This window comes from Microcoleus sp. Pol11C3 (assembly GCF_036701485.1).
Classification (GTDB): Bacteria; Cyanobacteriota; Cyanobacteriia; order Cyanobacteriales; family Microcoleaceae; genus Microcoleus.
On the sequence record NZ_JAUBQW010000150.1, the window covers coordinates 1 to 14,446 of the forward strand.

A 14,446-nucleotide genomic window follows, 5' to 3' on the forward strand; every position below is an offset into this window, starting at 1 on the left:
TGGCACATCTCTTGATGAAATTATTCGTGCTTATTGTGCATGAATAGTGTCTCATACTTATTTGAAATGACTATATTTAAGGTATCTACGCTTTCCGAGTCAATCAAAACCGAAAGTAATCCCCGAATCAACGTTCTGCCATTGCTTGTTTACCCCGGCTACCATCAGGCTGAGACGAGATGCAATCAGAGATTGCACCTTATCAAAGCGTTTCTTGGCGCGGATGGTTTTTCTTAATCACGAGTTAATTGCACCCCAGGCAACCGGGGCCACGCAGTCGGTTATGGACGATCGGGAGCGCTCCGAAAGCGTTCCTCCCCATGCCTGAAGTTAGGGGATTCTCTCTCGTTTTTGGGTGAATTTTGAGAGAGATTACTACATTTTATTGAGTTCCGATCGCAACTCTTCTAACTCAGCGTCAATCACCGGACTCGACTCCGAGCTGCTAGCAGCAGTTTTACCCGCTGCCGGCAATTTACCTTGAGACACAGAACCTCCGCTCAGTTGAGCTTTCATCTGAGCCAACTCGTCGTCAACATCACCGCCGCTTTCGAGCAAACGGAACTGTTCCTCTAAATTGCTGCCGCCGGCCGCCAGTTCTGCCGAAGCTCCCGCGCGAGCTTCTATCTGCAAAACTTTTTCTTCCATGCGATCGAAAGCTGCCATTGAACTGCCAGTATTCAGGGAGCCAATGGAATTGTTGAGCTGTTCCTGAGCCTTAGCAGCGGATATCCTCGCCTTGAGCATATCCTTCTTAGTCTTAGCTTCGGAAATCTTGCTCTCCAAACCGATCAAGTTGCGCTTGAGACTTTCCACCTGAGCCGATTGCTGATCCAGACTGGCTTTCAGCGTAGCCGCCGTTTCAGCGTGAGACTTTTTGCGAACGAGCGCTTCCCGGGCCAAAGTCTCGTCTCCTTTTTGCAGGGCTAGCTGAGCACGCTGCTGCCACTGGTTAGACTGAGACTCAGCTTGATTGTACTGAGTCTGGGTGCGCTTTTGAGTGGCGATCGCGCTGGCAACGGCTTGACGCAACTGCACCAAGTCTTCCTGCATATCCGTAACAGACTGTTCTAAAATCTTTTCCGGGTCTTCAGCTTTGTTGACCAGATCGTTAAGATTGGCTTTGACGACTCGGCTAATGCGGTCAAATAATCCCATAATGCTATTTTTCCAGGGTGAGGTGTACGAAGTAGGCGGAAAGCAGGCTTTAGGCACTAGCCCGCAGTTGTGAAATTAACGAAAGGTCAGATTTTTAGTGCGATTTAGTTTGTGGCAATTTTTGCAGACAGATAAATCCAGTTTAAAGCGATCGAGTAAGGTGATGCAGGCAAGCTTATTCATGCACCTATCTAGTAAACTACCCGACACTCATGCTTTGCATAGAGTGCGGGCTTTCAGTAGCCCTCAAGACAACTTCCTGCAAAGAGCAGGACATTATCTCGGAACCTCCGGGCAGGTTTACGATCCGCCCCAAAGTAGCAATATTTCTTGCTCCATTCACATCGGCATCGCCAATCCATCCGCATCGCTCATTCAGGCACTCAAACCGCTTACCTTGGCGATTGCCAATCACCTTGCAACAGTGACAAGTTTTCGAGGTATAGCGCGGATCAACCAGTCTTACATCAACGCCAAATTTCACGCCTTTATAGGTCAGGAATTGGCGCAACTGGTAGAACGCCCAACTATTGCTGCGTCTCCGTTCTGTTTTAGACCGTGGCAGTTCATTGGTACGCTCTCTGATTCCGGTCAAGTCTTCCAGGGTAATAGCCTGATTTGATGTCTTGGCTTGCTGGATCAGTCGATAGCTGACGGTATGGTTCAGCCATGTCTGGAATCTCCGTTCTCGTCCACTCAACCGTTGCAAAATCTGTCTCGCCCTTCTACGAGTAGACCTTGTGCCTTTGGACGCTTTACGCTGTAACGAAGCCCGTACACGGTTATATCTGTCTCTGGCTTGTGTTACCTGTTTGCCATTGAATTTCTCTCCAGCAGATGTACAAGCAATGTCTGTGCGTCCCAAATCAACACCCAAGACCTCATCAGTCTTTTGTTTCTCTGGTGGCTCAGACTCAAGCTGAATGTTCAGATAAAAGCTGCCATCGTTGCGCTTCACCAAAGTTGCCGTTTTGGGGTCTTGTCCTTGCAGCAAGTGTTTTTGGTAATTACCAATGTGCAGCTTAAACTTTTCTCTGCCCTTCAGCATGGTCAAGCTGACCAACCAATCCGATTCGCCGAAGGTGAAAGTTCTCGCGTCGTAAGTGGCAGAAGTGGGGGCAAACTTCTTAACGGGCTTAACCTTTTGCTTTGCCGTTTTGCGATTAGCGCAAACTCTACGAATTGCGTGAATCGTCATTTGAGCAGACAGCCCAGAATGCGATCGCACTTCCTTGTAAATCAAGGACTGAACAGCAATCTGATTCGTCAGCTTTTCGGGTGTATGGGTGTTCACGTACTCACAGCATTTTGCAAAGGCAGTCAGTACCGCATTCAGCTTTTCAACCTGCTGCTGCGATACTTCCAATTTGCAAGAGACTGTAAGAACTTGGGACATTTTCAAATTGTGAAGTTTTGCTGGTGTTATCGTAGCGTATTGGCAGCTTTCGGGGTATCGAACCCCTCAATCTGCCGCACATTCCTCCCGACACTCACCTTTCAGGTAGAGTGCGGGACTCCTGCTGTTCTAGTTGAGTTTAACGTCGATCCGGGAATTCCCCAACAGGCTTCGAGCCATCTCTAGCTAGGCTGTTGAGAAGTTTTTGCTCGTCTCAACTATTGTTCTGCGGCCTGGGGTTCAGGATGCAGGCGGCTCGCCCGACGGCAATTTGGGTGTATTGTTGCCCGGAAGCATTTGTGCTTTCATCGCCGCCAACTCGGTATCGACATCCTCGGCACCTTCGAGAGAGAGAAACTTCTTTTCTAAATCGTTAGTTCCGAGTTCTGCGATTGCTTCGGAGCGAGATTCTAGCTGCATGACTTTCTCTTCCATCCGTTCAAACGCACTCAAAGCGCTGCCTGTATTGAGATTGCCCATCATTTCTTGAAGCCTTTCCGAGGCTTTGGCCGATCGAGCTCGGGCAATGTACATATCTTTTTTAGATTTTGCCTCAGAAATTTTACTTTCGAGGGCCCGCATATTGTCTTTAAGTTGAGTCACAACAGCGTTTTGCTGCCCGAGACTGGCTTTCATCGCCGTTGCCGTTTCTTGATAAGATTTCTTGCGCGTCAGAGCTTCCCGCGCCAAATTTTCCTCGCCTTTTTGCAAAGCTAGCTGCGCCCGCTGGTACCATTCTGCCGCAGTAGACTCAGCTTGGGAACACTGGCGTTCGGTGCGTTTTTGAGCTGCTATCGCCCCTGCCACAGCTTGTCTGAGTTGCACTAAATCTTCCTGCATATCCATTACAGCCTGTTCCAGAATTTTTTCTGGATCTTCTGCCGCCCCGACCAAACTGTTAATATTGGCTCGAATCACTCGCCAAAGGCGATCGAATAATCCCATGAGGCCCGTCTCCCGATTTTCAACTTTAGAATTAAGACAGAGAAATCAGAATTAAAAACTAAAAATGAAAACTCATCAATCGAATTTTTAATTTTTAATTTTAATTTCCTCTAAGTTAGGTCGTCATGATTATTTTTACGATGGGTAGGGCGCAAGCGTTACCCATCAAAACTGAGCAAATGTTGGGTGAAGCGAAACCGAGGGTTCGTGCCGCGGACCAAACCTACTTGCCGATCATCAGTTTAATTCTCTTTGTCTAATTTATGGCTGATAGTATTGCGGTTTCACCCCTTTTGCTTGCAGTTCTTTCACCAAAAGTTCTGCTGAGGCAGCATCGTTCAAAGCCCCCATTTGGATCTTGACACCCTTTGAGAAGTTCCGCACGTAGGCATCGGGAACTGCGGTTCTGGCTTGCTTGAGCGATTTCTCGTCCGTGTAATCAGTGACAACGTAATAGAAACCGTCGGCAGCGCGTGCCGGCCTTCCCAGCGGGGGGGATGCGGCGGCTGGGGATGCTGTCGCTGGAGATGCTGTCGCTGGGGATGCGACGGCTGGCTGGGCTGGGGAGGGTGTTGGAGGCAGTGTCGGCAGTGTCGGCACAGGCTGGGCTGCGCTGGGGCGGGGACTGGGAAGCAAAGCCGTGCTGAGATTGTTCAGTCCTTGTTCTCTACCTCTGGCGGGGTTGCCATCTTCTGTCGGAATCGGGACAGCCGCGCTGGGGCCAGGAGGCGCTGCCGGATTGGGCGGGATTGATGCTTTTGGCGACGGGGAAGGAATCGAGCTGGCTGTCGGCTTGACATTGCTGAGAGTGCTCAAATCTAGCTCAACAAATTCCTTGGATACCAGATTTGGAGCTTTCGGCAGTTCCTTAGTACCGGTATCTGAGATGGCTGTAGAGGTGGGACTCTCGCTTGGAGAGGGTGCGCTGCGATCGAGGAAACGGTTCAGGCCTGCCATCTTAACTAGATTTGACGGGTACCTGACTGCGTAGCCCAAAGCTGTGCATGACAGCAAAAACAGCAGCATCGAACTCAGTCCCAAGGGAGTTAACAAACTGGTGGCTAAACTCCGTTCTACCGTAGGCTCAGCTTTTGACTCGTCCAAACTTTCGATCAGTTTTTCGCTTGATTCGAGATACTTGTTGGGTGCCAAGGCACTGCTAGATAGTTTTGTGCCACCCCTGGTAGTTGCTAGGGGGGCATCGCCCTGGATGCCGGCAAGGGATAGGGGCAGCGACAGCGGCTGCTGGGTTTCCTCCGCGGCCTCCGGCTGCTGGTTTTGGGCTAGCTGTTGCTCGGTTGTGGCTGTTTGCTTGCCAGTACGAACTGAGGGGGACACCCACTGTTCGGCCCGCCGCCTGTGCCTTCTGTATGTTGTCAGTTCTGCTTCTAGGTTTACATCCAGACTCCCCAGGACTGCTTGCAAAGCAGGCTTGATTGGGGTTGAAGAGGATTGATGATTTGGGGATTCAACCGAAGAACGCTTACTCATTAGCAAAACTCCTACCATCTCTGAATTGATTTTAATATTTTGATTGTAGATATAAACAAGAAGCTTGAAAACTTGCCTATTTTATGATTAGCTACTTTTGGCGTCAATGCAACAGGGGCCCGATCGCCTACTGTCGATCGCCTGCAGCTATTTTTTTATTTTCATTTTACAACTTAATTGTTGGTTCGTCCCGGAGGCTGCTTACCCACACTCTCAGCCATTTTTTGTATCCTGAGCTACCGCTTATTTCTAACCTCTCATACTCGTTGGGCATTTGTACTTTTTCTTGATCCCTAACGGCTTTATAAACTTTTAACCTATGTTTTTACCTATACAATGAGCAAGTACCGAGCTAATTGTTTCTATATATAACGAGATTATAAATAAATTATAAAATTTATTTATGCTTCGGGGATCGCTACAACCCAGACAGCATAAAGGCTGGGATGCTCTAAAACCTGCTAGCTCTACAAAGGAGAATTAGAGATGAAAATGATTTCCCTAGAACTTTTATGCAAACCTCATTAACTTCACCTTTAACTTCAGCTTGTGGTCACTGCCGTCACTATACCCCTGAGGGCAGACGCGGGGGTGTTTGCGCTTTACTAGGCGGCCCGGTTCAAAGTCACTGGAAAGCTTGTGCTTTAGCGGTTTCGCCTTTTAGGTCATCTTGGGAAAACATAGAAGAAATTGGAATGTGGCAAGAATCGACTCTGACGCTGCAGGATGCCACCGTCACTCTTTCCGATCGCCATGCCTGCCAGCTTACAGGCACAAAGTTAACCGAAAAATCCGCAGCAGCAGTCTCGGTTTAGTTAGTCGGCAGCAGGATAGATAATACCATTTTCGATTTTCGATTGGGGAATCACTGATCATTATCCTGGTTTGGCTCTAACAAAGCAGTTTCATTCTTTTTTGGAACTGGTATCAATACTGACACTTTTGGACGATCGGGTGCATTTGGCTTTACTAACTCATAAAAATCAGCAGGATCTACTTTAATATGAGCGCATAAAAAAAACTGATTTTTCCATCCAGTTATGGCAGCCAAGGATATTGACTAAAATCAGGTTGCCGTTTTTCCAAAAAGGCTTGTTTGCCTTCGGCGCCTTCCTGGGTCATATAGTACAGCAAAGTGGCATTTCCCGCCAGTTCTTGCAAACCGGCTTGACCGTCGCAGTCGGCATTAAAAGCAGATTTCAAACAGCGAATCGCGATCGGACTTTTTTCTAAAATTTCAAGAGCCCACTCAATCCCTTCTAGTTCGAGTTGTTCGACGGGCACGACACAGTTTACTAAACCCATTTCTAGGGCTTGCTGCGCGCTGTACTGGCGACACAAAAACCAAATTTCTCGGGCTTTTTTCTGGCCGACGACTCTGGCGAGATAGCTAGCTCCGAAACCACCGTCGAAACTGCCGACTTTGGGGCCGGTCTGTCCGAAAATAGCATTGTCAGCAGCGATCGTCAAGTCGCAAATTAAGTGCAGAACGTGACCCCCTCCAATTGCGTAGCCTGCAACTAAAGCAATTACAACTTTGGGCATCGATCGAATCAACTTCTGCAAGTCGAGCACGTTCAACCGGGGTATGCCACCTTCGTCTACATATCCCGCCGAACCCCGCACGCTTTGGTCGCCACCGGCGCAAAAGGCGTATTTGCCGTCTGTATGAGGCCCCGCACCTGTGAAAAGGACAACGCCGATTTTTGTGTCTTCGCGGGCATCAGTAAAGGCATCGCACAGTTCCTGCACGGTTTTGGGACGGAAAGCGTTCCGTTTGTGAGGTCGATTGATGGTAATTTTGGCGGTGCCACCACTTTTGTGATAGAGAATGTCTTCGTAGGTTTTGGCGGTTTGCCATTCAATTTGCATAATCAATCAATTTTAGATTTGACACCAAGCTGGGTCTATCAAGGCAGCGACAAGTCGCTTTTAGATTTTAGATTGATTCGGTTCAATGGGATACAAGGGTCGATCGACTCTTGCCAAAAAAATAAAGCGGGACTTAGGCAGAAACCAGGTTTTTGATAGACATACGCCGTGCAACGCTCTTGGTAGGGGTTAAACAACCCGGTTTTTGAAGGTAAGAGCGCGCAAGTCCCGTCTCAAATCGAAAAAGCGTCAACTCCTCGAACTCCTCTGAATACTTTGACTGCCCCAAAATTTATATGCGCTGGATTATTTGCGGAGTAAAATACTCAGCAAGTGCTTTGCTGCTTTGCCAAATACCGGATCGCGGGACTCGAATTCGCTGGGATCGAGTAAAGCTTGAACTTCGGCAAAAGCTTCTGAGTCGAGGGTTCCTTCTTTAGTAAATAAAGTGTCTATGACTGCAATGTGTCTGGAGTCGAGGCCGAGCCGATTTGCGATCGACTGTAAGTACATTTGCTCCCGCATATCGATGTGTCCGTCTGCGGCTGACATTTCGTAGCCGGAACCGATGAGCAACAGTTTTTCGGATTCTGAGAACAAAGCTGTCAGGGTTAGCAATTCCGTGGGGTTGAAGTAAACCTGCTGTTTGGAGATTCCTTTGACAAGGCGCTGAATTAGTTCTACCCGATCTCGGTCGCCGCTGGCAAAGGCTTTGAGAGTCTTTTGCAGCCGTTCTTCTTCTTCAACTGCGATCGTCCTGTCAATAATCATGACTCCGCGCAGGATGGAAATCAGAGCAGTCATAAACACTACCAAAGGAGTGATATCTTGTTCGCGGAGCTTTTGCCGGGTAATGCGGCACAACAGCTCAACAATTTCAGTGGTAATCGTAGTGGTGTCCATAATTAAAGACTCTCGATTAAGCTGTAATGTAACTTTCTTTATCGATCTTAAGTTTTTCTGTTACTTAGGTATGACGTGAATTGTAAAGCTGAGCCGTTGTCTATTAGTGAGACTACTTATTTTATTCACAAACGCTGGATGACTAGGGCTGTGGAATTGGCGCAAGCAGCCGGTGATGCTGGTGAAGTACCCGTGGGTGCTGCCATTGTTGACGGTAGTGGGAAATTAATTGCCGAAGCGCAAAATCGGCGAGAGCGAGATTGCGATCCGACGGCTCACGCTGAAATCTTGGCTTTGCGGGCGGCCGGCCAAGTTTTGCAAGATTGGCATCTTAACCAATGCACGCTCTATGTAACGCTGGAGCCTTGCCCGATGTGCGCTGGTGCGATCGTCCAAGCTCGGATTGGTCTGCTGGTATACGGAGCAGATGACCCGAAAACTGGCACGATTCGGACTGCGGCTAATATTCCAGATAGCGCGCATTCGTGTCACCGCTTAGAGGTGCTCGGCGGTATTATGGAGTCTGTTTGCCGCGAGCAGTTGCTTTCTTGGTTTGCAGCACGTCGAATAAATTAACAGGTAAAATTTTAGACTCTCTTCTGGGTGATGTTTAATCGAACTTGACCCTTTAGCTGAAATAATAGATCCGTAATTGCCCGATCGGGCTTTCGAGGCGGTTGACGGCTCTGCGTTAGTGCTGTCCGGTGGGCTGATGTTTTACCTGTTACAGATTATCTATGGCGGGTGCGATCGCTCGATCGGCACAATGCCAATAGCCAAAGTGTCCTGAGCCAAAAACTAAAGATTTGTCCAACAACTTACTTTAGACTTTATATCTCGATAAGGCAGCTTAATTGCTATGCGCCACACCGCCACGATCGCCGTTGAGTCCAGTAAATCCTCTCTAGTGAAGCCCATGCCTGCCAAGGTCGCCTCTAATACCTCTCGCGTTTCTCCTTGGTTAACCTCCTTGCTCTACCCGCTAGGTCACTATATTGTCCTGCCGTTTCATTTTGGCAAGATTGAGATAACCGGACAGGAGCACTTGCCGAAGGACGGGCCTGTCATCTTAGCCCCTACGCACCGTTCCCGGTGGGATGCTCTGATGATGCCCTATTCAACTGGACAGAAGGTGACTGGACGCGATTTGCGGTTTATGGTAACTGCTGATGAAGTGAAAGGACTGCAAGGTTGGTTCATCAGAAATTTGGGAGGGTTTCCTGTGGATCTCAAGCATCCGGCAATTGGCAGTCTTCGTTATGGGGTGGAACTTCTTCTCGACAAGGAGATGTTGGTGATTTTTCCCGAAGGGGGCATTTTTCAGGATGGCGAAGTTCACCCGATTAAGCCGGGATTGGCGCGTTTGGCAATTCAAGCAGAATTGAGCACACCGGGTTTGGGGGTGAAAATTGTACCGATGAGTATCCGCTATCGCCCGCGCATTCCTCAATGGGGTGCTCAGGTAAAAATTGCGATCGGTTCTCCGATTTCTGTGGCGGATTATGCCAATGGTGGCGGTGGTAAAAAAGAAGCACGATTGTTGACTGCCGATCTCGAAATGGCTCTTAAAAAGCTTGATGAAAGTTGAGAAGAAGGAAGTTAGGCAACGGATTCTGTAACGGATGTAACGGATGTAACGGATGTCAGGAAGAAGGAAGTTCGGCAACGGATTCTGTAACGGATGTAACGGATGTCAGGAAGAAGGAACAAGGAATTATGATATAATGTTTTGCGGTGCTGTGGAGAGATACAGCACTTAGTTTGCTGCTTTGTTATGTCTGTATTAAGTGTGAGCATTAATGGATTGTGCTTTGAACTTTAAGCCTGGTCAAATTGTCAGTTTAGAATGTGGAGATGCGTGCCTGCATTCCGAGGTGATCCAAGTGGTTGAGGCACGTCAAGTTTGTTGGGTGCGCCCTTTAATGTTAGTTGTATTACTGTCAGGGAAAGATTTATCTGAGCAATGGTTGGAAGAATACACTTTATCCGATTTGCGTGATGGCGCTGATTTACTGTGGCCGCTGAGTTTGTTTCGGGCGGCGGTGGATACTGAGGTAATTTCACTGTTGACTGAGTTGCACTCTCTGGACTCTGACAAAAAGGATGGTGCGATCGCATCTCGGCAACTTAGAGATTTTGTCGATCGAGTTTGGGAAGCTTTTCCCAGTGCTTTTCATTAATCACATATCAGGCGTTTTGTCTATTAGTCCGCCAGGGGTTGAAAACCCCTGTCTAATAGCTAAAGTCCTCTAGCATAGGACTGATACCCTCTTAATTCTTCAGTCCGCGTAGGCGGACTTTGTTTGTCTAGAAGCGATTTCAATCGCCGACTATTATGCCGACTCTTATACTAAAACACAGCGTGTGAAAGCTCTGCGGGGTTGAGATTATTGTGAATAACTTTACCGTCGCGGAACCAGACAACGCGGCGAGTTTGGCGCGCTACTTCGGGTTCGTGCGTTACCATGACAACTGTCATGCCGCTTTCGTTGAATTCGGTAAAAATATCCATTACTTCTTGAGTAGTTTTTGTATCCAATGCACCTGTAGGTTCATCAGCCAGCAGCAACACGGGACGGTTGACAATAGCCCTAGCAATGGCTACGCGCTGCTGCTGTCCTCCTGATAGTTGATTCGGTCTGTTTTGCAGGCGACTTTCCAGGCCTACTTTCGTTAAAGCATCTACTCCCCGTTCGCGTCTTTCTGCTGCGGGAATGCCAGCATAAACCATCGGTAACATGACATTTTCTAAGGCGGTCAATTGAGCCAAGAGGTGAAATTGTTGGAATACAAAACCTAATTTTAAATTGCGAATTCCGGCTAATTCTCCTTCGGGCATTTGGGCGACATCTACGCCGTCTAAGTAGTAACTGCCGCTCGTAGGTCGATCAAGACAGCCGATAATATTCATAGCTGTAGATTTGCCGGAACCCGATGCGCCCATAATCGAGCAATATTCTCCTTGTCTTACCGTCAAGCTGACTCCGTTTAAGGCGCGAACTTCCAGGTCGCCAATTCCGTAAACTTTTGTTACCTCTTCCAGACCGACAACAACGGGCTTTGAGAGGACTTGCGGGTCGAGGTCTTGGTATGTATCGGTTTGTAGTTCAGGCATTTTTTTTCTGTGCGATCGACACAACTAACTACTAACTTAACACTTCTTATCGGTTTTGGCGGCGGTCAGGGCGATCGTTTGGACGCTTATAGGACTTACGCACGGGCGGTCAGAAACCGGGTTTTTTCACTAAAATAATTCGTTATAGCCCACAAAAACGATAAAAAACCCGGTTTCTTTGGTCTTGATGCGTAAGCCCTAAATTAAACAATTTGTCGCTTAAATGCTCTCAGGATCGATGTTCAATTCGCGCAGTTTTGCTGCCAAACGTTCGGCTCTTTGAGCTTCTTGTTCGGCTCTTTGAGCTTCTTGTTCCGCTCTTTGAGCTTCTTGTTCTGCACGCTGGCGGTTTAATTCCCCCTGTTCCTCCAATTCCGAATATGAAAGAAACCTTTGTCCATCGGGTCGATATATTTCTAACCCAGCTTCGCCCAACTCAAATCGTACTCCCAATCTCGGACTTACCCAGCCCTCCATCGGCTCAATTAATTCTAAGTTTCGTTCTATTCTTTGCCAACCGCTCAAATCGTTGTTTTCGGGATCGTAAAGGTAATATTCATCGACTCCATAGCGATTGTAAAAGGAAAGTTTTTTGTACATCTTGGTTTGTCTGTCGTTGTGAGAGCGAATCTCAAAGGCAACTTGGGGAGCAATATTATCTTCGTTAAATTGCAGGTAGGAACGTCGATCGCCCTTTGATCTGCCAAATATTACCATGACATCGGGTGCTTGAGAAATGTCGGGTCTACCTTCAACTGGATACCACAGTAAATCGGCTGCTACAAACACGTTTGGGTCGTTTTTAAACAGCGATTCGCAACCTTCTTTGATTTTGACAATTAATTTGTATTGAATTGTGCTATCTGCCATTGGTTGACCGTCGCTGCATGGATAAATAATTTGTTCGGTCGTGACTTGCATGGTGGTTGTCTCCGAGAACTATTTGATATTAATTATACTATTTTTTGAAGTAGCATAATTTGTTGATATTTTTTTTGTTTAGATTATAGTCTCTCTAATTAATTTTGCCAATTGTTTCAGGGCAAAATTGCGGACTTGTTTATCTGGATCTTTGGCAAATCTATCGCGAAGTATTTCTAAAGTTTGTGGGCGATCGGAGTATTGCTTGACCATGATTTCAAGTGCTGCTTTTCTAGGATTATCTTGGAACTTAGACTGAAGTTCAAAAGAATCATTGATAGCTATATCGCACAACCATTGAAATATTGTTACGTCATTTTTCCACCCCCGTGCTAATTCTTGGACTGCTGCACATCGCACAGCCGAATTATCGTCAGATTGAGCGCATTGTTTGAGCCAAGGTAAGGTTTCGGGGTCATCTTTCCACCCCCGTACTAATTCTTGGACTGCTGTTTGTCGCACAGCCGAATTATCGTCAGATTGAGCGCATTGTTTGAGCCAAGGTAAGGTTTCGGGGTCATCTTTCCACCCCTGTGCTATTTCTTGGACTGCTGCACGTCGCACAGCCGAATTATCGTCAGATTGAGCGCATTGTTTGAGCCAAGGTAAGGTTTTTGGGTCATCTTTCCAAGTTGCGGCTACTGCTGCTAGTGCTTGAGTACGAATTTCCCTAACTAGATTGATATTTTTTGTATCACGAAAAGTATAGTCATTTAGGTCATACTTTGTTAACTCTTTTAAGCGTTCCAGCAATTGACTCTCAACCGCAGCAATCACCTTTCTATCCCTCACCTCATCCAAACACTTCGCGGCCAAAAACAGATTGCGGAACTTTTGGGCTTCCCCATCCTGCCACATCAGAAACTCAATCAATTCTCCTGTGAACCGTCCATCAATCAATCCCGCAATCAAGCACAAAACTTCCTGCCACGATTCATCATCCCAGTGCTTGCCAAAAATCTCTATTTTCAACTCATTTAAAGAAAGTTGGCGCGTTTTTTCAAATCGATATACAACCTCCGACGCACAGAAATATTCCAAAAAAGTTCGATGCACAAACCCATAACTATCCGCCCCCAAAAAACATAAAATAAAGTTGCGAGTTCGCAGTTGGTTAATTATCAATTTTGCCCGCTCTTTCGGTCGATCGAAATCTTTATTCTTCAGATATCCTGTCAGGGTATTCTCCAAATCTTCCGCACTAATAATATTGCCAGCCAACCCTTCAGGTGCTGCTTGCATTTTGTAAGCGACTCGCCGCAGCATTTCTTGCTTATCTTTAGCATCAATAGTTTTCGGATCGAGCCTGCTATCCTCTACTAAAGACCTTTCCACATCCCATTGATAAAGCAACACCCGCGAAGCTTGATTGTAAAGTTCCGCCCTGTCTCTCGGCAATTCTTGGCCGCGATTCAAAATCGCCATAATCGTCAACAATAACGGATTACCCGCTAAATCTCGAATCGTTGATGAATACGCTAGTGCTCTTTTCATGCGCTCACTAATCCGCACTTTTTCCCCAGTATCAGTAAAAGTTAATTCGTGCCAGCGACGAACAAAATCCTGAATTTGTTCCGCATTCAAATCTTGGAGAATAAAGTGATGAAACTCTGCATCTTGTAACCGTTGAGGTTTGTAACCAATAATCCGAGACGTGACAATCACTCGCACGCGCGGATACTCATTGGTAAACCGATGAATCGCCGTAATTACATCTTCTCGTTTCCCGGGATCGAAAATTTCATCTAACCCGTCGAACATCACCACAGCCTCGCCTGCTTTTAACTGTTCCTGCAATTGATGCTGATTCAAGTGACATATTGAACCCGGACTTTGATGGAAAAATTCGAGGAAATTTTTGCAATGTCCTGATTCCCCGCTGCGAATGTAAGTTCGCAATTCTATTAGCAGGGGAATCGGCAGAGATGTCACGCTATTTAAGGGCGAGATCGCCCAGGTTAATGCTAAATATTGTAACAGAGTAGACTTGCCAGAACCCGGATCGCCTAAAATAACAAGGTAGGGATACTTTTGCTTATCGTTGATAACATCTAACACCGATACTATCGGCTGAGAAAAATAACCGCGCCGATATGTCTCTAAATTTTCTAGATCGATCGCGTCTAATTGATTGCTGTCTTGCAGCCGCCGTTGATGTTCTTTAGGAATTTCGTAAGCTTGGGGCAGAAATGATTCGTAAATCGATCGCACATCTTGGAAAATAAAGATTTGCCAAACCTTCAACTTTTCCCGATAATCGTAGGTATTGGGATCGACGCTGCTTAAATTGAGATTGCTGTAACGCTCGCACAGAGCTTCTTGATATTGCCTCAAGTCAAATTCCGGGATAATCCCCGCCGTTTCTTGAGTATTTTTCTGAATGCTATCCAGATTTTGAGCATTCAAGATATCGCGCAAGTCTTTTGAGTCAAAGAGAATTTCTTGAACTTCTGCGAGATACTGATTGGCGATGGTTTGCCACTTAAATCTTGGCGGTAAAGAAGTTAAATCTAGTTGACTCCAGGTTTGTTCGAGAAGTTCTGCATCGAGAGATTCGCGATCTCGCGATCGGGAGCATCCCGGTTTTGCGCTTTTGAGCATCAAACGGATATTGATCCGTTAAGGTAGGCGCACCGAAGCTTAAG

14 protein-coding genes are annotated in these 14,446 nt (G+C 46.9%); 4 read left to right on the top strand and 10 right to left on the bottom strand.

What is annotated here, in order from left to right:
- Window positions 1–375: 375 nt before the first annotated feature.
- The 4 genes from QUA40_RS24205 to QUA40_RS24220 form a co-directional block, all read right to left on the bottom strand.
- Complete coding sequence (locus tag QUA40_RS24205) at window positions 376–1,158, bottom strand: PspA/IM30 family protein (RefSeq protein WP_333130605.1); 783 nt, start codon at window positions 1,156–1,158, stop codon at window positions 376–378.
- Between the two features lie 199 nt (window positions 1,159–1,357).
- Complete coding sequence (locus QUA40_RS24210) at window positions 1,358–2,554, bottom strand: RNA-guided endonuclease TnpB family protein (protein ID WP_333130607.1); 1,197 nt, start codon at window positions 2,552–2,554, stop codon at window positions 1,358–1,360.
- 240 nt (window positions 2,555–2,794) lie between these two features.
- Entirely contained in the window at window positions 2,795–3,499 is a 705-nt protein-coding gene (locus QUA40_RS24215; protein ID WP_333130608.1) for a PspA/IM30 family protein, read from the bottom strand.
- 261 nt (window positions 3,500–3,760) lie between these two features.
- Complete coding sequence (locus tag QUA40_RS24220) at window positions 3,761–4,990, bottom strand: hypothetical protein (RefSeq protein WP_333130610.1); 1,230 nt, start codon at window positions 4,988–4,990, stop codon at window positions 3,761–3,763.
- Between the two features lie 512 nt (window positions 4,991–5,502).
- Between QUA40_RS24220 and QUA40_RS24225 the strand changes: the two genes are divergently transcribed.
- The gene (locus tag QUA40_RS24225; RefSeq protein WP_333130612.1) at window positions 5,503–5,805 is read left to right on the top strand and encodes a hypothetical protein; all 303 of its coding nucleotides are present in this window, start codon (window positions 5,503–5,505) and stop codon (window positions 5,803–5,805) included.
- Between the two features lie 50 nt (window positions 5,806–5,855).
- Here the strand turns inward: QUA40_RS24225 and QUA40_RS24230 are convergent, their stop codons facing one another.
- The 3 genes from QUA40_RS24230 to QUA40_RS24240 form a co-directional block, all read right to left on the bottom strand.
- Window positions 5,856–6,041 (bottom strand): hypothetical protein, encoded by a 186-nt coding sequence (locus tag QUA40_RS24230; protein WP_333130614.1) that lies wholly within the window; start codon window positions 6,039–6,041, stop codon window positions 5,856–5,858.
- On the bottom strand, window positions 6,029–6,862 hold the full coding sequence (gene menB / locus QUA40_RS24235) for a 1,4-dihydroxy-2-naphthoyl-CoA synthase (protein ID WP_333130630.1): 834 nt from the start codon (window positions 6,860–6,862) through the stop codon (window positions 6,029–6,031). The genes QUA40_RS24230 and menB overlap by 13 nt, the downstream gene beginning before the upstream one ends.
- Window positions 6,863–7,168: 306 nt before the next feature.
- A complete protein-coding gene (locus tag QUA40_RS24240; RefSeq protein WP_333130616.1) occupies window positions 7,169–7,765 on the bottom strand; it encodes a TerB family tellurite resistance protein in 597 nt (198 codons plus the stop codon).
- A 75-nt stretch (window positions 7,766–7,840) separates the two neighbouring features.
- Here QUA40_RS24240 and tadA point away from each other — a divergent pair, with 75 nt between their 5' ends.
- From tadA to QUA40_RS24255, 3 genes are all read left to right on the top strand, one after another.
- Window positions 7,841–8,341, top strand: a complete 501-nt coding sequence (gene tadA / locus QUA40_RS24245) for a tRNA adenosine(34) deaminase TadA (RefSeq protein WP_333130618.1) — start codon at window positions 7,841–7,843, stop codon at window positions 8,339–8,341.
- Window positions 8,342–8,624: 283 nt separating this feature from the next.
- Window positions 8,625–9,353, top strand: coding sequence for a lysophospholipid acyltransferase family protein (locus tag QUA40_RS24250; RefSeq protein WP_333130620.1), 729 nt, complete (start codon window positions 8,625–8,627; stop codon window positions 9,351–9,353).
- A 223-nt stretch (window positions 9,354–9,576) separates the two neighbouring features.
- Window positions 9,577–9,945 (top strand): hypothetical protein, encoded by a 369-nt coding sequence (locus QUA40_RS24255; RefSeq protein ID WP_445301192.1) that lies wholly within the window; start codon window positions 9,577–9,579, stop codon window positions 9,943–9,945.
- A gap of 170 nt (window positions 9,946–10,115) precedes the next feature.
- On the opposite strand, the gene QUA40_RS24260 is transcribed toward QUA40_RS24255, so the two are convergent.
- From QUA40_RS24260 to QUA40_RS24270, 3 genes are all read right to left on the bottom strand, one after another.
- On the bottom strand, window positions 10,116–10,880 hold the full coding sequence (locus QUA40_RS24260) for an ABC transporter ATP-binding protein (RefSeq protein WP_333130624.1): 765 nt from the start codon (window positions 10,878–10,880) through the stop codon (window positions 10,116–10,118).
- A 219-nt stretch (window positions 10,881–11,099) separates the two neighbouring features.
- Window positions 11,100–11,801, bottom strand: coding sequence for a Uma2 family endonuclease (locus QUA40_RS24265; protein ID WP_333130626.1), 702 nt, complete (start codon window positions 11,799–11,801; stop codon window positions 11,100–11,102).
- Between the two features lie 78 nt (window positions 11,802–11,879).
- On the bottom strand, window positions 11,880–14,402 hold the full coding sequence (locus QUA40_RS24270) for a HEAT repeat domain-containing protein (RefSeq protein WP_333130628.1): 2,523 nt from the start codon (window positions 14,400–14,402) through the stop codon (window positions 11,880–11,882).
- Between the last annotated feature and the right edge of the window lie 44 nt (window positions 14,403–14,446).

What these genes read in the sequence shown, in the direction of transcription:
- QUA40_RS24260 (WP_333130624.1), bottom strand. Translation starts at nt 10,880, where the DNA reads ATGCCTGAACTACAAACCGATACATACCAAGACCTCGACCCGCAAGTC.
- QUA40_RS24220 (WP_333130610.1), bottom strand. Translation starts at nt 4,990, where the DNA reads ATGAGTAAGCGTTCTTCGGTTGAATCCCCAAATCATCAATCCTCTTCA.
- QUA40_RS24215 (WP_333130608.1), bottom strand. Translation starts at nt 3,499, where the DNA reads ATGGGATTATTCGATCGCCTTTGGCGAGTGATTCGAGCCAATATTAAC.
- QUA40_RS24210 (WP_333130607.1), bottom strand. Translation starts at nt 2,554, where the DNA reads ATGTCCCAAGTTCTTACAGTCTCTTGCAAATTGGAAGTATCGCAGCAG.
- QUA40_RS24250 (WP_333130620.1), top strand. Translation starts at nt 8,625, where the DNA reads ATGCGCCACACCGCCACGATCGCCGTTGAGTCCAGTAAATCCTCTCTA.
- QUA40_RS24265 (WP_333130626.1), bottom strand. Translation starts at nt 11,801, where the DNA reads ATGCAAGTCACGACCGAACAAATTATTTATCCATGCAGCGACGGTCAA.
- menB (WP_333130630.1), bottom strand. Translation starts at nt 6,862, where the DNA reads ATGCAAATTGAATGGCAAACCGCCAAAACCTACGAAGACATTCTCTAT.
- QUA40_RS24240 (WP_333130616.1), bottom strand. Translation starts at nt 7,765, where the DNA reads ATGGACACCACTACGATTACCACTGAAATTGTTGAGCTGTTGTGCCGC.
- QUA40_RS24205 (WP_333130605.1), bottom strand. Translation starts at nt 1,158, where the DNA reads ATGGGATTATTTGACCGCATTAGCCGAGTCGTCAAAGCCAATCTTAAC.
- QUA40_RS24270 (WP_333130628.1), bottom strand. Translation starts at nt 14,402, where the DNA reads ATGCTCAAAAGCGCAAAACCGGGATGCTCCCGATCGCGAGATCGCGAA.
- QUA40_RS24225 (WP_333130612.1), top strand. Translation starts at nt 5,503, where the DNA reads ATGCAAACCTCATTAACTTCACCTTTAACTTCAGCTTGTGGTCACTGC.